Genomic DNA, 23,009 nt, shown 5'->3' with positions numbered 1-23,009 from the left:
ACCTTCATGCCGCTGCTCAGGTGAATTTCCTGGCCAGCGTCGATGAACTGCCCGGTGCCAATCTTGATGTGCTGATTCACACCGACGGTCAGGTGATCGTTGGCGCGGGCTTCGACTTTGCGGTCTTCGTAAACGGTGTGGTGTTCTTCGGCCTTGAATTCCGTGTAGCTGTTCTTTTCCACGACGTCGTGGCGTTCGTTGCCGACGCGGATTTTCTGGTCGTGTTCGATGTTTTCGTCCCAGTCGCGCTGGGCGTGCAGGAAGATCTGTTCCTGGCCTTTCTTGTCTTCGATGCGCAGTTCGTTGAAGCCGCCGCCACCCATCGAGCTCAGGGTCTTGAAGGTGGTGCGGGTCTTGTTCGCCGGCAGGGCGTACGGGACGATATTTTCCTTGTGGTACAGGCAGCCGCTGATCAGCGGTTGGTCGGGGTCGCCTTCGAGGAAGGTGACCAGCACTTCCATGCCGATGCGCGGGATCGCGATGCCGCCGTACTGGGCGCCGGCCCAGGCGGAGGACACGCGCAGCCAGCAGCTGGTCTTGTCGTCGGCGAGGCCGTCGCGGTCCCAGTGGAACTGGACTTTCACGCGGCCGTATTCGTCGCAGTGGATTTCTTCGCCTTTCGGCCCGGTGACCACGGCGCTCTGGCTGCCGAGGATGCGCGGTTTCGGGTGGCGCAGGGGCGGGCGGTTCGGCACGTCCCACGGGGTGGCCTGGAAGCGGTTGCGGTAACCCTGATGGAAATCGTCTTTGAGCGCGGTGGTGTCACTGGTCACCGACTCTTCCAGCACCTGCGGCTGTTTGCCTTCGTGGTGGACTTCGGTGAGCAGCCACAGGTCGTTCCACTTGGCTTTCGGGTGCTCTTTCAGCGCGAGGAAATGGCCGCTGACCAGCAACGGCTGGTCGCTCTTGCCTTCGGCGAGCTGGAAGTCGCTGCGATGACGTTCGAGGGCGCGCTTGGCCAGGTGTTTGCCGCGCTCGCGGTCGATGAAACGGCCCGGGTAATCGTAGTCCTCGAGGTCGGGCAGGGCGTCGCCGCGGTTTTCGCTTTCCAGCGTCAGGCGCGGTTTTTCGAAGTCGTAGTCGCGGCGGGTGGTGCGGCTGGTACGGGTTTCCAGGCGCAGGTCGAAGCGTTTGATCACCGGGTTGCTGGCGACCATGCCGGAGTCCTGCTGATAGGCCACCGGCGCCAGTTTCTTGAACACCGTCTGGTCATCGCCGAACACCAGTTTGTGCGCCGTCGCGCTGTGCTGGAAGTGGTAGTGAATGCCTTCTTCTTCGCACAGGCGCTGGATGAAATGCAGGTCCGATTCGTCGTATTGCACGCAGTAAATGCGGTCGGGGTAGATCGAGCCGGTCTGGAAGGCGTAGGCGTTGCCCTGGATGCCATGATCTTCGAGGACCTTGCCGATGATTTTCGGCACGCTGAGGTTCTGGAAGATCCGCTGGTTGATCCGGTGCGCGAGATACGCCAGTTGCGGGCGCAGGGTCACGGAGTAGCGCGTCAGGCGCTTGCCGGAATCGCCTTGCGCGGCGCGGTAGATCAGGCCATGGATGCCGCTGCCGTCGGGCGACAGCTGCAGGAAGGCCGGTTTGTGCAGCAGGGTTTCGAGGTCCAGCGACGGCTGCTCACTGACCAGCTCCACCTCGAATACGAAAGGCTGGCTGACGGCTTCCCGACCGGTGAGGGTAAACACCTGAAAGTCGGCGGAAAGACCTTCGATGGTCAGGGCAAAGTGGGTTTCATTGGCCGGCGCGAACATCCCTTGTTCCTCGTGCTGTACAGCGGCGTTCGTCGATGACCGTCAAGCGGTTCAACGCACGCGAAATTCTGGAGGGGCGTAAACAACATCGACCAGCAGAGCTGGCCGATGCTTGAAACGATCAGCCGTAATTAAACGACTGGAGCACGCCAGTCATCGGAACCCGAAGTACCGGATACTTCGTGGGTCCAGGTGATTTTACGGTAGGTGAACTGCACTTCTTCCAGGTGGGTGAAGTGCGAGTTGCCTGGATCCTGGCAGTTGTGCATTTTGTTGTTGATGGCGACGATGATCGCGTCTTCCAGTTTGGTGGTGTAGTAGTGCTCTTGGGTACCTTGAGCCGAAGTGCGGTACCACTGGATAACGATTTCGCTCATGCGCTCGCCGGAGGTCAGAGCGGCTTGCAGCAGTGGCGAAGCCTTGTCGTAGACCTTGGTGATCACAACTGGCTTGTGAACGCGCTGACCGGTTGGCTGACCGGATTGTGGGTCACGCGGGATGATCACGTCGTGGCTGAACGCCTGAACCATGACCTGGTCTTCGTGACCTTCCTGGTAGGTGTTGCCAACGGAGTCGGCGGTGAAGGCGCCGGCAGTGATCAGGCCTTGTTTTTCGCCGGTAACCGACATGTACGCTGGTGTTGCCATGGGAGGTGCTCCTTGCGGATAAAGTTAGGGTGCCCGGGAGGCGAAATCGCCCGGTGGGTGGCTGACTGTTATCAAGGAGCGTGCCAAGATTTTCGAAGCCTTATAAACCAATGAGTTGGCGCTGAGCGACCTTGGTTTTAGCGAAAAGGGGCGGGGATCCAGGCAAAAAGTGCGCAAGAAGTTGCGCAGTACTGCGCAACTTCTTGCGCACTTGGCTGGAGGGCACGTGGCACAAGGGTTTCAAAGGTTTTATAGAGGTTTTATTACGGGGAACTGCGCAACTTCTTGCGCAGTATGGCTAATCGCCGCGTTATCGATTCAACACCGCCAGGCAGTCTTCAATCGAGCGTTGTTGCGTCTCGGCATACAACCCCAATTCATCAATGGTCGAACGCCCGAGGGCGAGTTCGAACGCCTGTCGGTTGGAATGCTCGCCATAGTGCGTCTGCGCTGCGTCCCCCAGGTTCGACTGAAAAATCCCCGCTGCACTCACCGGCAGGAAATCTTCGTACACCAGCGGTTCGGCTTTCACATAGCCGTCGCGCAACAAAGCTTGCAGCGAAACATCAGCGGGACGACCCGCCTCAGGCCCTTTGTCTGTCAGGAAATAACGGAAATACGCCAGTTCCTGCTCGCGCATGCCCTCGAGGCTGTCAGGGAATTCGCTGAAATGCTGGGTCATAAGGGCGTTGTAGCGTGAGGCATTGGCTTCGTTGGGGAAATCGCGGAGTTCATCGCGTGCCGCGTTCAGCAGCCGGTCGTACAACGCACGGCCCTTGGGGGTCAGCGCCGCGCCACGTTGTTCGATTTCACCGAAGCGGGCGCTGTGGCTGCCGCGGGTTTGCGTCTGGTCGGTGAAGGCGATCGGCTCGTCCAGCGCCTTGAAACTGGTCTGACGCAACAGGATCGGGTGCTGCCGGCGCGGTGGGCCTTCGATCACCGCTTTGGGCGTGATGCCGTGCTGCGGCATCTGCGCCTGGACGATGTCGATGTCCAGCGTGCGCGGGGTCAGGTGGTTGATGTGCGGGCCTTTGAAGGCCACGACATCGGCAATCAGACGATGCTGGGCGCTGAGCGTCTGGTACTGCGCAGCGGTGACGGTGGCGCTGTGGTGCCAGCGAAAAGTCTCCAGCGCCTGCAGGACAAATTCCCCGGCCTCGGATTCATTCAAACCGCCAGCGGACTCGGCCTGTTCGATCAGGCGCAGCGCCGCCGGTGTGAAGATCGAACGCTTATCCAGCACCGATTCAGCAAAGGCACGCAGTTCGGGGTCTTCAATCAATTCCAGTCGCAGCAACGAAGTGAACACCCGGAACGGGCTGACCTGCAGCGCATCTTCATGCACCGCGCGAAACGCCGTGGAATGCACCGGCACCCCGGCAGGGGTCAGGTCGTAATAGCCCACCGGTTGCATGCCCATCACTGCGAACAAGCGGGCGAGGGTGGCCAGTTCAGCGGCGGTACCAACGCGGATTGCGCCGTGGCGCTCCATGTCCAGCCGTTCGATCTCACCGGTGCTGTGCAGTTGACTGGCGATTTGCGGCTCGCGTGCCAGTACTTCGCGGTTGGTCTGTTCCACCAGTTCCATCAACGCGCCGTACAGCGGCACTTCTTCGCGGTACATGTCGGACATCGCTTTTGAGAAGCGTTGGCGGATCAGGTCGGGGCTGACGAAAGGCTGCACGGTCATGAAAAAAATTCCTGGCACGGTCACGTAAAAGGTGTTGGAAAAGATCGCAGCCTTCGCCGACGCGGGCAAACGAAGAATCCTACGGACTTCATTCTGCCAACGACTGACCGTTTACCTGTCCTGACGCGAATGCTCCCCCAGAAACTCGCGATACAGACGTGCCGTGTTCGACGGCTGTTCAACCATCGGCATATGGCCGACGCCATCCCAGACATCGACCCGCAAATTGCTGATGCCTTTGCTCCACACCGGCACGCTGCTGACGTCGATCAACCGGTCCTTGCGGCCCCAGAGCAACAGCGCCGGGCACTTGATGTCCGGCAGTTTCGGCTCCATCGGCGGGCTGGCGCGAAAATCGCGGAAGATCTCTTCCAGTTCGTCGCGGCATTGTTCGTAACGCTGGGCGATGGCGTCCAGCACCAGGCCGGGCACCCACGGTGGCGAGGCCATGGTCATGGCATAGAAACGTCGGAATTCTTCCCGGGAATTGATCAGAAACGGATTGTGCCCACGGGCGAGGTGGCGCTCCATGTCGCTGGGCTCGGGCGCGGTGACGCCAGCCGGGTCGATCAGCGCCACCGAAGCGATGCGATCCGGATAGGTCGCCGCCAGCCACGCGGCGATGTAGCCGCCCATGGAGTTGCCGATCACATGGACTTTCTCGACGCCGCAGACGTCGAGCAACTGGATCATGCGCTTGGCCTGCACCGGAATGTCGTAGCCACCGCCGGCCTTGAAGCCGGTTTCGCCGTGGCCGGCCAGATCCGGGATGATCACCCGGTACTGCCCGACAAAATGCCGGGCGAAGCGCAGCCACAGGTTCTTTTCGGCACTGTAGCCGTGCAGCATCAAAATGCTGCTCGATGCTTCATAAGGCCCGCCTTGCCAGGTCGATACGGTCATTTCGGCAATCGGCACTTCAATCTTGTGCAGCCGGTACAGCCTGGCCTCCAGGGCCGCGCTCAGATCGTAGAGCCAGTGGCCGACTGCCGGGTAGCTCAACCAGCTCCAGGCCACGAAAACCGCGAGGGCGACAAACAGCAAAAGCATCGTGGGTCTTCCTTGTTCAAGACAGAATGTGGTCGGCCGGTTTCAGCGCCCGGGTCAACCGGTGGTAGCTGAAACTGAAGCCGGGGAACATCGCGATCACGTGACCGCTCCTGCTTTGATACCAACTGTGGCAGCCGCCGGTTTTCCAGACCGTGCGTTCCATTTCCCGGTGAATCATCTGAGTGTAGGTACGTTCTGCTTCGGGGCGAACTTCGATGCTGCGCAGACCTTTGGCCTGCAAGGTGCGGATGCAGTCGAGGATGTAGTTCATCTGCGATTCGATGATGAACAGCGCCGAGGTGTGGCCGATGCCGGTGTTCGGCCCGGTGACGATAAACAGATTGGGAAAGTCTGGCAGGCTGGTGCCGAGGTAGGCGCGCGGGTATTGCGCCCACACATCGCGCAGTTGCACGGCGTTTTTTCCGCTGACCGGGTAGGAAATCACGCCGTCGGTGGCGTCGTAACCGGTCGACCAGACGATCAGATCGACGTTGATGTGCTGACCGTCCGTGGTGACGATGCCGGTTTCATCGAGGCTGGCGATGCCCTGTTCGCGGCTGTGCAACGTGACGTTGGGCCGGGTCAGCGCCGGGTAATAGGTGCTGGAGAGCAGCACCCGTTTGCAGCCGATGGTGAAGTCCGGTGTCAGTTTTTTCCGCAACTCGGGGTCAGTCACCTGGCGTTTGAGAAACTTCAGGGCTTGGCGCTGCACCATGTGAATCGCCGGTTTCGAGTATTTGAAGGCGATGACCCGGGTTTCGAATTGCCAGTAGATCATCCAGCGCAGCAGTTTGTAGGCGGGTTTCAGACCCAGCAGCCAGCACTGGAACCGACCGAACGTACGGTCGGCCCGGGGCAGCACCCAGTGCGCGGTGCGCTGAAACACGTGCAATCGGGCGACCTTCGGCGCAATCGCCGGAATCACCTGAGCCGCACTGGCGCCGCTGCCGACAATCGCTACTCGTTTACCGTGATAGTCGTAGCTGTGATCCCAATTATTTGTATGAAAGGTCTTGCCCTGAAAGCGATCCTGACCGGGGAAGTGTGGGATAACCGGTTGGCTCAACGGCCCGGTGGCATTGATCAGGAACTGCGCATAAAAAATGCCTTTGGTGCCGGTGTGTACGGCCCAGCGCTTTTCGGTGTCGTCCCATTCGACGCGCTCGACGTTGGCCTGCAGTTCCACCCGGTCACGCAGGCCGAAGCGTTCGATTACATGGTCGGTGTAGCGATGCAGTTCAGCCTGTTCGGCGAACATCTGGGTCCAGCGGTAAGGCGCAAACGACAGCGAATACAGCGGCGACGGCACATCCACCGCTGCGCCGGGGTAGGTGTTCTGGCACCAGGTGCCGCCGAAAAAGTCCCGGCGTTCCAGCAAGCGAAAGTCGTCGATACCGGCCTTGAGCAGATTGACCGCCGCGCACTGGCCGCCAAAACCGCTGCCGATGATCAACACTTGATAGGTCTGCATGGGCCTCCTTCTTAGAGTCTTTTTTCCATTTTCTTCCTTTCATGTATAGCCAATCATTTGCCCGCCGTGTGGTGCTGATGACGAGGTATTCGGCCCGCTGGCCGGTGATGGCTATTTAACGTTGCCCTGATAGACTCCCAGCACATCGGGTCTGCGGTCTGCGCAGTACCGTCGAGTGGTCGAGGTCCTTATGGGAAGAACGGGAGGAAAGGGACTTTCACTGGCCAGGAGGCTCTACACATCGCGAACCCTCGGGCTGGTCCTGGGGCTTTTGTGCGTGAGCGTCGCGATGTACCCGCTCGACCCGCCGGCCTGGGTCTGGGCGCTGATGCTGTTCAACGGCCTGGTCTGGCCGCACCTTGCTTATCAATGGGCCCGCCGGGCGAAGGTTCCGTACCACGCCGAACACCGCAACCTGTTGATCGACGCCTTCCTCGGTGGCTTCTGGGTCGCCGCCATGCACTTCAATCCCTTGCCCAGTGCCACGACCATTTCGATGATGGCGATGAACAACGTTGCCATCGGCGGCCTGCGTTTTCTGCTGGCCGGGGCGGCGGCGCAGTTGCTCGGCGTCGGCGTCGGGCTGGTGGTATTTGCCCCCGCGTTCGTCCCGATGACCACGCCGGCACAGCTTTATGCCTGTCTGCCGCTGTTGATGCTGTATCCGTTGGCGCTGGGCTGGATCTGCTTTCGCCAGGCCTACACCCTCGGCCTGCATAAACGTGAATTGCTGGCCCTGAGCCGCACCGACAGCCTCACCGGTCTGCTCAATCACGGCGCCTGGAAGGATCAACTGGAAATCGAATTCGAACGCTGCAAACGCCAGCAGACAGGCGCTGCGATTGCGCTGATCGACATCGATCACTTCAAGGCAATCAACGACACCTACGGCCACGTGGCCGGCGATATCGTCCTGCGCCAGTTGAGCAAGATGCTCAAGCAGAACCTGCGTATGGCCGATGTGGCGGGGCGCTACGGCGGCGACGAGTTTTGCGTGATCCTGCCGGACTTGCCGCTGTTCAATGCGGCGCAGGCGATGGAAGCCTTGCGTGAGCGTTTTTCCTTTCTGGTGTACGAACAGAACCCGGCGCTGAAAGTCAGCCTGAGCATCGGTCTGGCGGCGCTCGATCCGGCTCACGGCGACGCGACACGCTGGCTGGATGACGCCGATCAGGCGCTGTACGAAGCCAAGGCCGGCGGGCGTAACCGGGTGATCTGCTGCAGCGACGACAAGCCGCGGCGCGAGGTATTCGATTCGGTTTGAACGGATCGGGTGTCGCATCCGGGATAGAGCCTTGGGGCGATGTCAGGTACGGTTCAGTACCCGACACGAAACAAGGATTGATTCATGACGTTCAAATTCCGTCGTTCTCTGCTGGCCGGCCTGTCCCTCACTTTTGCAGCCTCCGGTGTCTTTGCCGAACCGCACAAACAGGTGCTGGCCGACGCAGAGCAATACAAACCCGAAGCCCTGAAACTGCTCGAGCGCCTGGTCAATATCGACTCCGGTTCCGGCTATGAACCGGGGCTAAAGCAAGTCAGCGACATCGCCATTGATGAGCTGAAAAAGCTCGGCGCGACCATAGAACTGGTACCCAACACCCCGGAAAAAACCAACCACGTGCTCGCCACGCTCAAAGGCACCGGCAAGGCGAAAATCCTGCTGATGGCGCACATGGACACGGTGTTCAAGGAAGGCTCCGCCGCCGAGCGACCGTTCCACATCAAGGACGGCCGTGCCTACGGGCCGGGGGTGATGGACGACAAGGGCGGGATTGTCGCCGGCATCTACGCGCTGAAGATCCTGAAGAACCTCGACTTCAAGGACTACGCGCAAATCACCTTCCTGCTCGATGCCAGCGAAGAAACCGGCTCGGACGTCGCCACCGACCTGATCAAGAAAACCGCCAAGCTTCACGACGTGACCCTCAATCTTGAACCGGGCCGTCCGGCGGATGGACTGGTGGTGTGGCGCAAGGGCAGCGCCACCGCGCTGGTGGAGGTCAAGGGCAAGGCTGCTCACGCCGGCGTCGCACCGGAACTGGGGCGCAACGCGGCGATGGAAGCGGCGCACCAGATCCTGCAACTCGGCAAACTCGGCGACGAAGCCAGGAAAACCACCATCAACTTCACCGTGCTCAAGGCCGGTGATCGCACCAACGTGATCCCGGATCAGGCCACGGCCAAGGCTGACGTACGGGCGGCGGTGCCGGAAGAGTTCGACCGGATCGAGAAGGATCTGGCGCGGGTGTCCCAGGACAAGCTGATCCCTGAGACCGAAGTGAAGACTTCATTGCAACGCGGCTTGCCACCGATGCCGCAGACGGCGGAGTCGGATCGTTTGATGGCGATGGCGCAAGGGATTTACGGCGAAATCGGCCGCAAGTTGACCGAAGAAGGCAGCGGCGGGGCGGCGGATGCGAGCCTGTCGGCCGGGGTGGGGACGCCGACGCTGGACGGGTTCGGGATTGTCGGCGGCAACATTCATACGCCGGAGGAATACGCGGAGGTGGAGAGCGTGGCGCCGCGGATTTATCTGTTGTCGCGGATGATTATGGAGTTGACGAAACGGTAACGGCAGGCAGCGGTTTCGCGGCGGGCGCCATGCGAGTGGACTCGTGATGGCGTCGGGCCGCTCTGCCTCTTTGTAGCGTGGTGCGGGGTTACTCTTTGACGCTCATGTATTCCTTGGCCCAGAGGATGTATTCCTCAGGCTGGGTGTAGGTGTGGGTCAGTTCGGTGGCGCTCAGGTCGGAGGCCTGGGTGAAGATCTGGCGTTGTTCGCGCAGGCTGTCGTAGGTCGCCTTGATCGCCGCGAAGTAGGCACCGTGGCCGTCGATGGTTACGCGCACACCCAGTTCGGCCAGGCGTTTGTCGTCGCGCAGTGCCGGGTTGCCGTAGGTGACCAGCATCAGCGGGACGGTCAGGTGTTCGGCGATCTGCTCGAGCTGATCGAAGTCCTGGATCCCCACCATGCAGATACCGTCAGCGCCAGCAGCTTGATACTGCTTGGTGCGGCTGATGATTTCCTGGTTCGGCAGGATGCCGGCGTTGGTCCGGGCGATGATTGCCATCTCCGAATCGACCCGGGCTTCCAGTGCCGCGCGGATCTTGCCGACGCCTTCGGCGACGGTGATCAGGTCGGTGGATTTGCGGCCGAATTGTGCCGGCAGCAGGGTGTCTTCGATGGTCAGCGCAGCGACGCCGGCGCGTTCCAGTTCGACGATGGTGCGCATCACGTTGAGCGCGTTGCCGTAGCCGTGGTCGGCGTCGGCGATCACCGGCAATTGGGCCACGCGGCCGATGCGGGTGGCCTGTTCAGCGAATTCGCTGAGGGTGATCAGGGCAAAGTCCGGGGCACCCAGCACCTGCAACGAGGCGACCGAGCCGCCGAGAATCCCTACTTCAAAACCCAGGTCAGCGGCGATGCGGGCGGACATCGGATCGAACACCGAGGCGGTGTGATAGCAGGTGTCGGAAGCCAGCAGCTGACGGAAGTTACGGCGCAAATCTTGATGAGAAAGCCTGGTCATACGAGTTCCACCAATACAAAGGAATGGAAAGGCTTGAGCAAAGGTGTCAACGCCGAAGGTGAAAAGGCTATCACGCCAATGGGTCAAGGATCATGACGAATTAACGAGGAAGTTAACCAGGAAAATCCTGTTCAGGCTCTTTCGCAGCAGGTATGGGCGCTCAGGCCGCCACCGCCTGCTGCTGTTGATTGGGCAGCGGTACCGCCCGCACTGAGTTGCCCGGCTGCAATTGCAGGCGTTTTGCGGTGAGGCGGTCGATCACCAGACTGCTGCCAACCCGGCGTCCCGGCGCGACGGTGATGCGGCAGTTTTCCAGGCGGCGGTTGTGGATCAACCACAGCGGCGCCTGATCGTCCGGCGTGCCGATGCTCAGGGTCAGTTCCAGGCTGTCGCGCACGGTGCGGATGCTTCGGATCGGCGCCTCGATCACCGGGCCGCCGTCGAAGATGTCGATGTAGCCTTTGTGGGCGAAGCCCTCGGACTGAAGGATTTTCAATGCCGGTTCGGTGTTGGGGTGGGCCTGGCCGATAACGGCCTGAGCCTGTTCGGTGAGTAGGCAGGTATACAGTGGCTGACGCGGCATCAGTTCGGCGATGAAGGCTTTATTGCCGAGCCCGGACAGGTGGTCGGCGTGGCTGAAGTCCATCTGGAAGAAGTGCCGGCCCAGGCTGTCCCAGAACGGCGAACAGCCTTGTTCGTCGGCACTGCCGCGCAGTTCGGCGATCATTTTCTCGCCGAACAGGTGCGGGAATTCGGCGACAAACAGCAAGCGCCCCAGCGATAGCAGACGTCCATTGCTGCCATGGCGCTGGTCGTGGCGCAGGAACAGCGAGCACAGCTCCGATTGGCCGGTCAGTTCGTTGTTGAGGAACAGCGTCGGGATCTGCCGCTGAATGCCCAGGTCTGGCGCCGAGCTGACGGTCAGCCCGACCCGATAGTTGTACCAAGGCTCACGCAGGCCGACGGCCCCGGCCAGAGCGCTGACGCCGACCACGCGCTGCTCGTCGTCTTCAAGCACGAACAGGTAATCGGCATCGGCCCGCTCGACCTGTTCGGCGAACGCCCGTTGCGCCCAGCGTACCCGGTGGGCCAGGCGATCTTCGTTGGCGGGCAGGGTGGTGAACCCCGGCCCGGCCTGTTGCACCAGCGTCATCAACGCTGGCAGGTCGCTGACTTGGACCGGACGGACAATCATGCTGCAACTCCTTTTGCGCGCCAGCTCGGGCACTGTCGTTGGGTAGGGGCGCGGTTCACAGGGCGATCAACCGGATCGTGCCGCCAGCGCGGACGTTGAGCGCCGCGCACAGGGCCGGATCGAGCGCCAGGGGCTGACCGGGCTGGAAATCCAGCTCGGCGACCACCGCCCGAAAGCCATGCAGAGCATCGTTGCTCACCAGATAGCGACCGCGAGCATCGATCAGGGGTTCCTCCTGAACCGTGACTGTCTGGCTCTGCGCGATAGAACGGATGTTGGCGGTGCGTGCATACAAGGTCGGGCCGGCATCGAACAGATCGATGTAGCTGTTGGTTTCAAAACCCTCGCGCTCGAGGATGTCGAAGGCTTCCTGACCGTCCGGGTGGATGCGGCCGATGCAGTCCTGCGCGGCTTGCGGCAGCATCGGCACGTAGATCGGGTATTGCGGCATCAGTTCGGCGAGAAACGTACGGCTCTGCAAACCGCACAGGCGTTCGGCTTCGACGTAGGGCAGGTCGAAGAAATGTTTGCCCAGCGCATCCCAGAACGGTGAGTTGCCTTGCTCGTCGCTGTAGCCAACGATCTCGGTGATCACCGCTTCGGCAAATCGCGGCGCGTGGGCGGCGATGAACAGCAGGCGTGCCCGCGACAGCAATTCGGAAAACGGCGTGCGCACCAGCGCTTCATCGATGTGAAAACCGCGCAGCAGCGTATGCCCGCTGAGGTCGTGACACAGCGACAGCGCCGGCACGCCGTGCTCGATGTTCAGCTCCCGCGAGGCGCTGGTGAAGTGGCGGTTGCGCAGGCTGTAGAACGGCTCGTTGAAACCTGCGGTGGCGAGGATTTCCGAGCAGCCGACCAGTCGATGGCTGTCGATGTCTTCCAGCACGAAGAAGTAATTCTCCGGGCCCTGAGCCGCCGCATCGCTGTCGAACGAGGCACAGGACGCGGCGATTTTTTCGCTAAGACGTTCGCTGTCGTCCGGCAGGGACGTGACGCCCACCAGGCTGTCGCGCGCCAATTGTTGCAATTGAGGCAGGTCGTTTGGCTCGACTGGGCGTAAGACCAGCATGGATGCACTCCTGTATCAAAAGGTTCGGCCCATTCGCCGAACCTGACTATCACTGTCGGTTTCCACGCGTTAAAGCGGCGGTCGCCTGATTTGTTGTCAGACGCCGCTCTTTTTCTTGTCAGCCATTGCTCGGGTCAGGCAGCGCGGTACTGGCGCCGAGCTTGTTCAGGAAGAACAGGTACACCAGACCCAGTGCGATCCAGATCAGGCCGAGTTTCTGTGCATCGACGCCCATGTTGTACATGATGGCCGCGACGATGATGAAGCCGATCACCGGGCAGATCAGGTGACGGATCACCTGGCCGGATTTCTGCCGGCGCCAGTAGTAATTGATCACGGTCAGGTGCAGCAGCATGAAGCCGCTCAGGGCGCCGAAGTTGACCAGGGAAGTCAGGGTGTCCACCGAATTGATGAACAGGTAGCAGATCACCAGCGACAGCACGGCTACCAGATAGATGCTCAGGTACGGCGTGTTGTGTTTCGGGTGGACCTTGGCCAGCACTTTCGGCAGCTTGCCGTCGCGGGCCATGCCGAACAGCAGGCGCGAGACCGCCGCTTGTGAAGTGATCGCCACCGCCACGCCCCAGGCCAGGGCCGTGGCCACGCCGGTCAGGGTCGCCAGCCAGCTGCCGGCAGCGATTTCGGCGATTTCATAGAACGCGGTGTCAGCGGACTTGAAGCCCATGCCGGCTGCCAGATCGGTAGCGATCCAGGTTTGTGCGACGAAAATCACACCCATCACTACCAGCGTGATCAGTGCCGCTTTGCCGACGCTGCGGCCCGGATCGCCCTTGATCTCTTCGGCAAGCGTAGAGATCGCATCGAAACCGAGGAACGACAGCACCGCAATCGACACCGCTTGCATCAGCAGGGCGAAGTTGAAGGTTTCCGGGTGATACAGCGGCGCCAGGGTCAACTGGCCGTTGCCGCCACCGTTGTGCAGGGCATTCCAGGCATAGAACAGGAAAATGCCCAGCACCACGAGTTGCGCCAGCAGGAACACAATGTTCATGCGAGCGGTAAAGGTGATGCCGCGCAGGTTGACGAAGGTCGCGCTGACCAGGAACGCCAGAATGAAGCCGACTTTCGGAATGTCCGGGTACAAATGGTTGAGCGCCATCGCCGCATACACGTAAAGCAGCGGCGGAATCAGCAGGTAATCGAGCAGCATCAGCCAGCCGGCGATGAAGCCGACGTGTTGATTCAGGCCCCGTTGCGCGTAGGAATACACCGATCCGGCAATCGGAAAGGCCCGGGCCATGCTGCCGTAACTCAGAGCGGTGAACACCATCGCCACCATGCCGATGATGTACGCCAGAGGCACCATCCCCGGTGCCTCGGCGTTGACGTAGCCATACACGCCGAACGGGGCGATGGGGATCATGAAGATCATCCCGTACACCACCAGATCGGTCAGTGTCAGGCTACGTTTCAACTCCTGTTTGTAGCCGAACTCTTCTATTTCCATGAAGCGCAACTCCTTGTCAGCCAATCGGTCGTTTTAGTTGTTATATCGGTCCGTCGTTTACAGCATCAGCAGTGGTTACAACATTTTTTACAGCAGTGGTGCCAGATAATTCGCCCAGCGAGAAACCGCTTCCGGGCTACGCAGCAGGTCGTTGCGCACTTCGATCAACACCGAATCGAGGCCCCTTGCATCGCCATGCACCGGCAGGGTCATGTCGCCCAGCGGGTCGATTTTGTACGGCTGGTTGCCGGCGACTTTCAGCGGGTGTCGCTCCAGACCGTCGAGCATCCGTTGGGCATAGGCCCGGGCCTGACCGAACAGCACGCCGACTTCCAGCTCGCGCGGCTGGCCGTAGTACACCGGGGTGAAACTGTGAATCCCTACCACCCGTACCGGCCGACCTTCGGCCAGACGTGCATCGATCAGTTGTTGCAGCCGTGTGTGAAACGGCTTGAACAGGCACTGGCGACGGTATTCGCGGGTGGCCTCGTCGAGCTCGCGGTTGCCCGGCACCTGATAGATCTCGCTCTGCGCCGGTATGCTGTCGGGCGCATGCCGCGGGCGGTTGAGGTCGATCAGCAGGCGCGAATAGTTGGCGCTCAGCAGAGTTGCACCCAGTTGCTCCGACAGTTGCTCGGCCAGCGCCAGGGCTCCGATGTCCCAGGCGATGTGTTCGCGCGCCGCCGTGTCATCCAGGCCCAGATTGTTCAGGGCCTCGGGGATGTAACGGCTGGCGTGTTCGCACACCAGAATCAGCGGGTGCGTCGAATCTTCACGGCTCAGGTTGTAGACCGGTCGGGTGTACAACCCAAGCTCAACGGATTCAGTACAGGCGTGCATAGTGCTCACAAAGATCAGCGGGCGAGAGCTGTTCCGTCAGCGCCAGTTCCTCGGTTTTAAGGGCGAAAAAAGTCTCGAGCAACGCGCTTGGCAGCGCTTCGACCAGCGCTTCACTGCGACGCAGGCAATCCAGTGCCTGGGCAAGAGAGGCGGGCAGGGCAACGATGCCCCGGGCCTTGCGTTGTTCGTCGTTGAGTGAATCGGGGATTTCATCGGTGATCGCGTTCAGCGCCAGACGTTGCTCGATCCCCAGGCGTCCGGCAATTAACAGCGCGGCCATTGCCAGATGCGGCGAGGCGGTGGCGTCCATGGCGCGGAACTCAAGGTTGTATTGCTTCGCCACGGGTTTGTTCCCCAGGCTCACGGTCGGGCAGATCCGCAGCGCCGCTTCGCGATTCTGCTGGCCGAGGCAAGCGTAGGAAGCGCTCCAGTGGTGCGGCTGCAAGCGTTCATACGACACCGGCGTCGGTGCAGTGAATGCGCACAGCGCCGGTAAGTAATGCAGCACACCCGCCGCCCAGTGCTGGCCGAGGGTCGACAGGCCATTGCTGGTGCCGGCGTCGTAGAACATCGGCTGACCGGCCAGATCGAGCAGGCTGACGTGCAGGTGTACGCCGTTGCACACCGCGTCGGCGGCGGTCTTCGGCGCAAAGCTCAGATCCAGACCCATCTGCCGGGCGATTTCGCGGGTGATCTCGCGCACGTTGACCGCGCGATCCGCCGCCGCCACGCCAAGGGTAGGGCGGCAGGTGATTTCGTATTGATGCTTGCCGTATTCGGGCAGGAACATTTCCGGCTCGACGCCACCGGCGCGCAACGCACTGAGCAGCCAGCCACCGAATTCGGCGCCCTGGCGCTGGGCTTCGAGCGAGAACGCCAGATGTTCGGCAAACCCGGCGTGCAGGTTGAATTCGTGCTCGAACGCGGCGTTGACCTGCAAGCCGAGCTCATCGCGATAGCGCTCGACCTCGTTGCGCAGCAGCGTGCGCGGACAGGCGGCCCATGGTCGGCCATCGGTTTCGCGGATGTCACCATGGATGAAATCCAGAGCTGGCGCTGCGGCGTCCGGGCCGTTGCCGACGGTGACGCGGCTGGCCAGATCGGGAATCAGCCGCAGGTCGCCATACGCGCCCCACGGACTGGTCGAAGCGATGATGTCCTGCGGCGTTAGCGCACTGTTGGCTGGTACCCAGCCGCAACCGGCGGCCTGATAATGCTCCAGCTCATCGGTGGGAAACGAGCGGCCACGGGTGACGCCGATCAGGTCGGTGGTGACGATGGTGGTCATCGGCAACGGTGACAGGCGTTCGCTCATGGCTGCATCTCCTGCAACCGACCGAGCACGGTGTCGGTGTCGGTGATCCAGCAGTAGCCCTTGATCGCGTTCAGGCAGGCGTCGTGACGTGCTTCGGTGTAGGTCGCGCAGGCGTCCGCCACCAGAGTGACGAGGTAGCCACGGTCGGCGGCGTCGCGCACGGCCATGTCGACGCACTGGTCGGTGACAATTCCGGCGATGATCAGGTGGCGGGTTTCCAGATTGCGCAGCACGTAGTCGATGTTGGTCGAGTTGAAGACCCCGGAAGAGGTCTTCGGCAGCACGATTTCGTTTTCCGCCGGGGTCAGTTCGGCGATGACCTGTGCCTGCGGGCTGCCCTTGGGCAGGTGCATGTCCGACAGCTTGTGATCCAGCGAGCGGTCACGGCCATCGGCGGTCAGGCTTTCGATCAGGGTGTGCAGCACGTTCTGCCGTGCTTCGCGGAAGGCGTTGAGCAGGCGAACCTGATTGGGTACCACTTGCGAGCGCGTGCGGTTGAGGAAATACGCGGCGTCCGGGCCTTCGAGGTGCGGGTCGAACTGCGGCTCGAGCCAGGCGCGCTGCATGTCCACCAGCAACAGGGCGGTGTGATCGGTGACAAACGGCAGGTCCCGTGGCGAGCGATGGGGAAGGCTGAACATCCTTATTTATCCTCCAGCAAATGGGTGTCGAAGTCGTTGCGCAGGGCATCGATGCCTTCCAGGCGATCGGCCAGGTCCGGGCTACGCAGAGTCAGGCAAGCAATCAATGCTTCAACCTGGGCCAGCGCCGGGACCATGGTGTCGAACGGCGAGGCCGACTCCACCGGGGCGCTGATGATCATGTCGGCCAGCTCGCGCAGCGGTGAGGCGTAGATGTCGGTGAACAGCACAACGCGGGCGTTGCTGTTCTTCGCCGCGCTCGCCACGCGCAGGGCCTGGGTCTGGTAGCGGCGATAGTCGAACACCAGCACCACGTCCTGACGTTGCAGGTCGAACAGGCGGTCGGGCAGTTGCGCGTTGTCTTCCAGCGCAAAGCAACCGGGGCGCAGCAGACGCAAATGATTGAGCAGGTAAGTCGCCATCAAACTGCTGAAGCGTCCGCCGAAGCAGTAGACCTGATGGCGGGTGTCGAGCAGCCAGTCGGCCAGAATTCGCACATCTTCCGGCTGGGTCAGGGCCTGGGTTTCGGCCAGCAGGTTGTGGCTATGAGCCAGATAATGACTCCAGGCATCGTCCTTGTTCTGATGCGAGCGCGGCTGCAACAGAGTGCGCGGCGAGCGCAGGCGATGGTCCATGTCACTGAGCAGGGCGTCCTGGAATTCGGCGTAACCACCGAAGCCGAGCTTTTTCACCAGCCTCACGATGGTCGGATCGCTGACGCCGGCATGTTCGGCCAGGCGCGCCATCGGGCCAAGCCCGTTGCGTGGATACTGATCGAGCAAGGCGCGAACGACTTTGCGCTCCGACGGCGTCAGGTCAAGGCCGGGGTCGGTGATCAGGTCTCTTAAAGGGGGCATCCGGGCTCCTGCTGGATGGGGTGTTGAATTCGCTTCACAATCCGTTAAAACAGTATTTATGTAACTGACGCTACATGTCTAGCGAATTTTTCCGCGTTTAAATCAGGCCCCAAAATGAGGCGGGATGCCCGTAACGCAAGGGTTACACGTATGTCGACCAGTTTTGTAGTCCATTGCCCATAATGGTGTCAGACATTGCCGCTTTCACACGCTCGGATCATCCAATCGACTCGCCCGGAGCATCCCGGTTTACGGCACAATTGCCGCTTCATCAGCGATTATGTCGATGACCGTCCTGTCTTTCAGCCGAGTAGCCTCCCGTGCAGACCACCCGTTTGACCTTGATCTGCCATGCCAGAACAGTCGCACAAAAATTGGCGTGTTTTCCTACGAACGAGCCTGTTGAAGACGTGGCGCTGGCGTCCGACTCGCTGGCTTCGCGTCTGGACACTGCGTCACGGTTGATTTGCGGCCCGGAACTGCGCACTCGCCAGACGGCGGCGTGGTTTGGCCACGACATACACATTGATCAGGCCCTGCGTGATTGCGACTGGGGACGCTGGCAAGGTCAGTCGATAAAGGATTTGCAGCGGAACGAACCCGAGGCATTGCAAGCCTGGCTCGACGATCCGCACGCCGCACCCCATGGTGGCGAGTCGGTGGCGCAACTGCGCGAGCGAGTGGCCGCGTGGCTGGTTTCACTGCAAGCCACGCCGGGGCACGTGGTGGCGGTTACCCATCCGTTCGTGATTCGTGCTGCATTGATGCAGGTCGTGCAGGGCGAGGCGTTTCACAGCATCGATGTCGAGCCGCTGGCGGTGGTCGATCTGCGGTTTGCCGGGCGCTGGCGACTACGCTTGTCCGGCATGAGCGTGGAAGGAGCAGAGCAATGAAGCGATTGCTGGTGATCGGCATCGGTGCCGGCAACCCGGACTACATCACGATGCAGGCGGTGAAGGCGCTGAACCGGGTGGACGTGTTTTTCCTGATGGACAAGGGCCGTAGCAAGGACAAGCTGATCGACCTGCGGCGAGAAATCTGCGAGCGCTACATCAGCGATCGTACGTACCGTTTCGCCGAAGCCCACAGCCCGGAGCGCGAGCGCGGCGATGTGGACTACAGCGCCAGCGTCGATGATCTGAACCGCGCCAAGCAGCAAACCTTTGAACGCCTGATCAGTGACGAATTGGCTGACGGGCAGTGCGGCGGTTTTCTGGTGTGGGGCGATCCAGCGCTGTACGACAGCACCATTCGTATCCTGCAGGCGATTCTGGATTCGGGGCGATGCGCGTTTGAATTTGAAGTCATTCCCGGCATCACCAGCGTTCAGGCCCTGGCGGCACAACACAAGGTGCCGTTGAACACCATCGGCCGCTCGATTGAAATCACCACCGGCCGACGCCTGGCGGCAGGGCAGGTGAGTGACACGGACAGTCTGGTGGTGATGCTCGACGCCGAAGATTCCTACCATCAGGTGACGGATCAGGAGACAGAGATCTACTGGGGCGCCTACCTCGGCACGCCGGACGAAATCCTCATCCATGGCAAGCTCGACGACGTTGCCGATGAGATAGAACGGGTACGCAAGGCTGCGCGGGCCGAGCATGGCTGGATCATGGACACCTATCTTCTGCGCAAGCCTTGATCTCTCGACCAAAGCGTTCGCGATACACCGACGGCGGCACCCCGACCACGCTGCGAAACGCCACACGAAAGCTCTCCACCGACCGATAGCCACAGCGCAGGGCAATCTGTTCGGTGTTCTGCGGCGTGCTTTCCAGCAATTCCCGGGCCCGGGCCAGGCGTTCGTGTTGCAGCCAGGCCTTGGGTGACTGGCCGCTGGCTTCGCTGAATTTTCGCAGGAAGGTGCGTTCGCTCATCGCCGCTTCGCTGGCCAGATCGCGCACTTCCAGCGGTTCGTGCAGGCGCTCGCGGGCCCACTGCATCACGCGCGACAGGTCGCTGCGCGGCGTCGGGCTGACCGGCGTCGGAATGAATTGCGCCTGACCGCCGGTGCGCTGCGGCGACATCACCAGCCGCCGCGCCACCGAGTTGGCGATCTGGGTGCCGAAGTCCCGCGCCACCAGGTGCAGGCAGGCGTCGATTCCGGCCGCGCTGCCGGCCGAAGTAATCAATTGGCCGGAATCGACGTAAAGCACGTCCGGGTCGACATCGATGGCCGGGAAGCGCTCGGCCAGCTCCGAGGTGTAGCGCCAGTGAGTGGTGGCGCCGTGCCCGTCGAGCAGGCCGCTGGCCGCCAGCACAAACACGCCCGAGCAGATCGACAGCAACCGGGCACCGCGCGAATGGGCTGCACGCAATGCTTCCAGCAAGGCTTCCGGCACCGGCGCACTACGGTCGCGCCAGCCGGGAATGATGATGGTGCGCGCATCCGCCAACAGCTCAAGACCGCCATCGGCCAGCACCTGAATTCCGCCCATGGCGCGCATCGGCCCTTGATCGACGGCGGCGATGCAGTGCTCGTACCACGGGAAATCGAACTCCGGCCGGGCCAGGCCGAAGATCTCCACGGCGATGCCGAACTCGAATGTGCAGAGGCCGTCGTAGGCCAGAATCGCGACCAATCCAGGTGAATCAGGCATTTGGCGGAAAATTCCCGGTGAGTGTCTTGTGCGCCACTGTAGCGGCAAGCGGCGGCTCGATAAAGTCTGTTCATCCCCACAGACAAAGGAGTGATTCAACATGCCCAGCCTGGTTCGCGAAATCCCTGCAGCGCCTTCAGCCATTGCCCTGATGCATTTCAGCAACCGTCTGACCTTTGAAACCGATTGTTCCGACGTCTTCAGCAGCCAGGAAGCCGGTGATGTCGACTTTGTGCTGGTGGACGTGCGCGGGCCGTTGGCCTACGAACGTGGACATGTGCCGGGAGCGATCAATATTCCGGGGCGTTTGCTGACGGCGGAAGGGTTGGTGGACTACTCGAAAAACACGCTTTTCGTGGTTTATTGCGCCGGTCCCCACTGCAATGGTGCCAACAAAGCTGCGGTGAAGCTGGCGGCGTTGGGTTATCCGGTCAAGGAGATGATCGGCGGGGTGACCGGGTGGCTGGATGAAGGCTTCCAGTTGAGTGTTGCGACAGCGCGCGTCGCCACTGCGCCGATCGCTTGCGACTGCTGATAGCCAGAAGGTTGCCGCTTCGGCGGCACCTTTTGTCGGCTTTGTCCTACAACCCTTGCACCGCTCTGGCGCACACTTTTCCCACGTGATGGCACTCGCCGATTTTCTGTAAGTATTTGTCGCTTAAACACAATTTGCCCCGTGCGCGCCGCCATAGACTGCCGGCCACTTCGGTTTCTTTGCGCTACACAGCCCAAGGCCGAACCTGACAATCGAAAGCTGCCAATAAAAGCCTCCGCACACGGGAGTAATAAATGAAAAAGCTGGTTATGTTCGGTGCCCTGGCACTGTCGATGTTGTCCCTGACCGCCGTGGCCGAAGACGCCAAACCGATCCGTATCGGTATCGAAGCCGGTTACCCGCCATTCTCGATGAAAACCCCTGACGGCAAACTGGCCGGTTTCGACGTGGACATCGGCGACGCGCTGTGTGAGCAGATGAAAGTCAAATGCACCTGGGTCGAGCAAGAGTTCGACGGCCTGATCCCGGCGCTGAAAGTGAAGAAGATCGATGCGATCCTGTCCTCGATGACCATCACTGACGACCGCAAGAAAAACGTCGATTTCACCATCAAGTATTACCACACCCCGGCGCGCTTCGTGATGAAGGCAGGCTCGGGCGTGAAAGACCCGCTGGTTGAGCTCAAAGGCAAGAAAGTCGGCGTGCTGCGCGCCAGTACCCACGACCGTTACGCCACCGAAGTGCTGGTGCCGGCCGGGATCGAACTGGTGCGTTACGGCTCGCAGCAGGAAGCCAACCTGGACATGGTGTCCGGTCGTATCGACGCGATGCTGGCCGACTCGGTCAACCTGAGCGACGGCTTCCTGAAAACCGACGCCGGCAAAGGCTTTGAATTCGTCGGCCCGACCTACGAAGACGCCAAGTACTTCGGCGGCGGCGCCGGTATTGCAGTGCGTAAAGGCGATACCGAGCTGGCTGAGAAATTCAACACCGCCATCAACGAAATCCGCGCCAACGGCAAGTACAAGCAAGTGCAGGACAAGTACTTCGACTTTGACGTGTACGGCCATTAATACGCCGTAGAAAAAAGTGGCCCCGTTCATTCGGTGGCCACTTTTTTTTCGCCCGTGATTTATCCTGTCAGCACATTTTCAATGCAGTCATTGCCTCGGCAACGACTACAGAATTTCCGGAGTTCCCCATGCAACGCATCGACCACCTTCTGCCCTGGAGCCACCTGGGCAGCGAACGTTCCCTGAGCGTGTTCCGTTACGGCGCCGGCCCGCGCAAGGCCTACATCCAGGCCAGCCTGCACGCCGATGAACTGCCGGGCATGCGTACCGCGTGGGAGCTGAAAAAACGCCTGGCCGAACTGGAAAGCAACGGCCAGTTGCAAGGCGTGATCGAACTGGTGCCGGTGGCCAACCCGATCGGCCTCGATCAGCACCTGCAAGGCAGCCACATGGGGCGTTTCGAGCTGGGCAGCGGCAAGAACTTCAACCGCTCCTTCGTCGAACTCAGCGCGCCGGTGGCCGAGCGCATCGGGCATCAGTTGGGTGGTGATGCCCAAGCCAACATTGCGTTGATCCGCCAGACCATGGGCCAGGTGCTTGATGCGTTGCCAGCGCCGGCGTCGCAACTGGAAGCGCTGCACCGCCTGTTGCTGCGCCACGCCTGTGAGGCCGACATCACCCTCGATCTGCATTGCGATTTCGACGCCGCGATTCATATCTACGCCTTGCCGCAGCACTGGCCGCAGTGGCGATCCCTCGCCGCACGCCTGAAGGCTGGCGTGGCGCTGTTGTGTGAAGATTCCGGTGGCAGTTCGTTCGATGAATCCTGCTCCTCGCCGTGGTTGCGCCTGGCGCGGATGTTCCCGGAGGCTGCGATTCCACCGGCCAACCTCGCTACCACACTGGAACTGGGCAGCATGGGCGACACCCGCGTCGATCAGGCTCAGGCCAATTGCGAGGCGATACTGGGCTTTTTGGCCGAGCAGGGCTTCATCAGCGGTGAATGGCCGAAAGCGCCGGACGAATGCTGCGAAGGCATGCCGTTCGAAGGCACCGAATACCTGTTCGCCCCGCACCATGGCGTGGTGAGTTTCCTGCGCGATGCCGGTGAGTGGGTCGAGCGCGGCGATGCGCTGTTCGAAGTGGTCGATCCGTTGAACGACCGCGTGACCACCGTGCGTGCCGGCACCAGTGGCGTGTTGTTCGCCATCGATCGCGGTCGCTACACCCAGCCGGGTATCTGGCAGGCGAAAGTGGCGGGGCGCGAGCCGATTCGAGTCGGCAAGCTGATCAACGACTGACACCCCATCCTCCGGATCACAGTGTTAGGCTCTGCGCCGAACCCTGCACTGTGTGAA

Annotated in this window: 21 protein-coding genes; 7 read left to right on the top strand and 14 right to left on the bottom strand. The window is 61.3% G+C overall.

Annotated elements, in window-relative coordinates:
- From GQX66_RS03470 to GQX66_RS03450, 5 genes are all read right to left on the bottom strand, one after another.
- A partial coding sequence (locus GQX66_RS03470; protein WP_240866386.1) for a type VI secretion system tip protein VgrG occupies positions 1 to 1,760 on the bottom strand: 1,760 nt, incomplete at its 3' end.
- 131 nt (positions 1,761 to 1,891) lie between these two features.
- Positions 1,892 to 2,407, bottom strand: a complete 516-nt coding sequence (locus tag GQX66_RS03465; protein ID WP_047601845.1) for an Hcp family type VI secretion system effector — start codon at positions 2,405 to 2,407, stop codon at positions 1,892 to 1,894.
- Between the two features lie 310 nt (positions 2,408 to 2,717).
- Positions 2,718 to 4,097 (bottom strand): VOC family protein, encoded by a 1,380-nt coding sequence (locus GQX66_RS03460; protein WP_134023097.1) that lies wholly within the window; start codon positions 4,095 to 4,097, stop codon positions 2,718 to 2,720.
- Between the two features lie 111 nt (positions 4,098 to 4,208).
- On the bottom strand, positions 4,209 to 5,147 hold the full coding sequence (locus GQX66_RS03455) for an alpha/beta fold hydrolase (protein WP_011333489.1): 939 nt from the start codon (positions 5,145 to 5,147) through the stop codon (positions 4,209 to 4,211).
- 16 nt (positions 5,148 to 5,163) lie between these two features.
- Positions 5,164 to 6,618 carry an NAD(P)/FAD-dependent oxidoreductase gene (locus tag GQX66_RS03450; protein WP_240866383.1) on the bottom strand — a complete coding sequence of 485 codons (1,455 nt, stop codon included), beginning with the start codon at positions 6,616 to 6,618 and terminating at the stop codon, positions 5,164 to 5,166.
- Positions 6,619 to 6,808: 190 nt separating this feature from the next.
- Between GQX66_RS03450 and GQX66_RS03445 the strand changes: the two genes are divergently transcribed.
- Together GQX66_RS03445 and GQX66_RS03440 are read left to right on the top strand one after the other, a co-directional pair.
- The gene (locus tag GQX66_RS03445; protein WP_129974363.1) at positions 6,809 to 7,882 is read left to right on the top strand and encodes a diguanylate cyclase; all 1,074 of its coding nucleotides are present in this window, start codon (positions 6,809 to 6,811) and stop codon (positions 7,880 to 7,882) included.
- 84 nt (positions 7,883 to 7,966) lie between these two features.
- Positions 7,967 to 9,193, top strand: coding sequence for a M20/M25/M40 family metallo-hydrolase (locus GQX66_RS03440; RefSeq protein WP_240866380.1), 1,227 nt, complete (start codon positions 7,967 to 7,969; stop codon positions 9,191 to 9,193).
- 88 nt (positions 9,194 to 9,281) lie between these two features.
- Here the strand turns inward: GQX66_RS03440 and GQX66_RS03435 are convergent, their stop codons facing one another.
- From GQX66_RS03435 to GQX66_RS03400, 8 genes are all read right to left on the bottom strand, one after another.
- Positions 9,282 to 10,151 carry an oxaloacetate decarboxylase gene (locus tag GQX66_RS03435; protein ID WP_007956238.1) on the bottom strand — a complete coding sequence of 290 codons (870 nt, stop codon included), beginning with the start codon at positions 10,149 to 10,151 and terminating at the stop codon, positions 9,282 to 9,284.
- Between the two features lie 160 nt (positions 10,152 to 10,311).
- Positions 10,312 to 11,346: an arginine N-succinyltransferase gene (astA, locus tag GQX66_RS03430; RefSeq protein ID WP_007956239.1), complete on the bottom strand. Its 1,035-nt coding sequence runs from the start codon at positions 11,344 to 11,346 to the stop codon at positions 10,312 to 10,314.
- Between the two features lie 55 nt (positions 11,347 to 11,401).
- A complete protein-coding gene (locus GQX66_RS03425) occupies positions 11,402 to 12,418 on the bottom strand; it encodes an arginine N-succinyltransferase (protein ID WP_236191765.1) in 1,017 nt (338 codons plus the stop codon).
- Positions 12,419 to 12,536: 118 nt separating this feature from the next.
- A complete protein-coding gene (locus tag GQX66_RS03420; RefSeq protein WP_011333496.1) occupies positions 12,537 to 13,886 on the bottom strand; it encodes an APC family permease in 1,350 nt (449 codons plus the stop codon).
- A gap of 87 nt (positions 13,887 to 13,973) precedes the next feature.
- Positions 13,974 to 14,726, bottom strand: a complete 753-nt coding sequence (locus GQX66_RS03415) for an N-formylglutamate amidohydrolase (RefSeq protein ID WP_240866376.1) — start codon at positions 14,724 to 14,726, stop codon at positions 13,974 to 13,976.
- Positions 14,710 to 16,041: a glutamine synthetase family protein gene (locus GQX66_RS03410; protein ID WP_240866373.1), complete on the bottom strand. Its 1,332-nt coding sequence runs from the start codon at positions 16,039 to 16,041 to the stop codon at positions 14,710 to 14,712. Before GQX66_RS03410 ends, GQX66_RS03415 begins: the two co-directional genes overlap by 17 nt.
- Complete coding sequence (locus GQX66_RS03405; protein WP_129974029.1) at positions 16,038 to 16,682, bottom strand: isochorismatase family cysteine hydrolase; 645 nt, start codon at positions 16,680 to 16,682, stop codon at positions 16,038 to 16,040. The genes GQX66_RS03410 and GQX66_RS03405 overlap by 4 nt, the downstream gene beginning before the upstream one ends.
- Before the next feature lie 2 nt (positions 16,683 to 16,684).
- The gene (locus tag GQX66_RS03400; protein ID WP_011333500.1) at positions 16,685 to 17,539 is read right to left on the bottom strand and encodes a MurR/RpiR family transcriptional regulator; all 855 of its coding nucleotides are present in this window, start codon (positions 17,537 to 17,539) and stop codon (positions 16,685 to 16,687) included.
- 320 nt (positions 17,540 to 17,859) lie between these two features.
- On the opposite strand from GQX66_RS03400, the gene GQX66_RS03395 reads away from it, so the two are divergent.
- A complete protein-coding gene (locus GQX66_RS03395; RefSeq protein WP_129974028.1) occupies positions 17,860 to 18,432 on the top strand; it encodes a histidine phosphatase family protein in 573 nt (190 codons plus the stop codon).
- Positions 18,429 to 19,184 (top strand): precorrin-6A synthase (deacetylating), encoded by a 756-nt coding sequence (gene cobF / locus GQX66_RS03390; protein WP_240866370.1) that lies wholly within the window; start codon positions 18,429 to 18,431, stop codon positions 19,182 to 19,184. The genes GQX66_RS03395 and cobF overlap by 4 nt, the downstream gene beginning before the upstream one ends.
- Here the strand turns inward: cobF and ftrA are convergent.
- Positions 19,153 to 20,142, bottom strand: a complete 990-nt coding sequence (gene ftrA, locus GQX66_RS03385; RefSeq protein ID WP_240866366.1) for a transcriptional regulator FtrA — start codon at positions 20,140 to 20,142, stop codon at positions 19,153 to 19,155. The two genes, cobF and ftrA, sit on opposite strands and share 32 nt — an antisense overlap.
- A 100-nt stretch (positions 20,143 to 20,242) precedes the next feature.
- Between ftrA and GQX66_RS03380 the strand changes: the two genes are divergently transcribed.
- From GQX66_RS03380 to GQX66_RS03370, 3 genes are all read left to right on the top strand, one after another.
- Entirely contained in the window at positions 20,243 to 20,677 is a 435-nt protein-coding gene (locus tag GQX66_RS03380; RefSeq protein ID WP_085748238.1) for a rhodanese-like domain-containing protein, read from the top strand.
- 254 nt (positions 20,678 to 20,931) lie between these two features.
- Positions 20,932 to 21,711 carry an ABC transporter substrate-binding protein gene (locus GQX66_RS03375; RefSeq protein ID WP_007956251.1) on the top strand — a complete coding sequence of 260 codons (780 nt, stop codon included), beginning with the start codon at positions 20,932 to 20,934 and terminating at the stop codon, positions 21,709 to 21,711.
- Positions 21,712 to 21,839: 128 nt separating this feature from the next.
- Positions 21,840 to 22,952: a succinylglutamate desuccinylase/aspartoacylase family protein gene (locus GQX66_RS03370; protein WP_240866363.1), complete on the top strand. Its 1,113-nt coding sequence runs from the start codon at positions 21,840 to 21,842 to the stop codon at positions 22,950 to 22,952.
- The last annotated feature ends 57 nt before the right edge of the window (positions 22,953 to 23,009 follow it).

The sequence above is a fragment of the Pseudomonas sp. B707 genome (assembly GCF_022496685.1).
Lineage (GTDB): Bacteria > Pseudomonadota > Gammaproteobacteria > Pseudomonadales > Pseudomonadaceae > Aquipseudomonas > Aquipseudomonas paraglycinae.
Note: the sequence above shows the minus strand (reverse complement) of the source record. Positions and strands in the feature narration are given on the sequence as shown.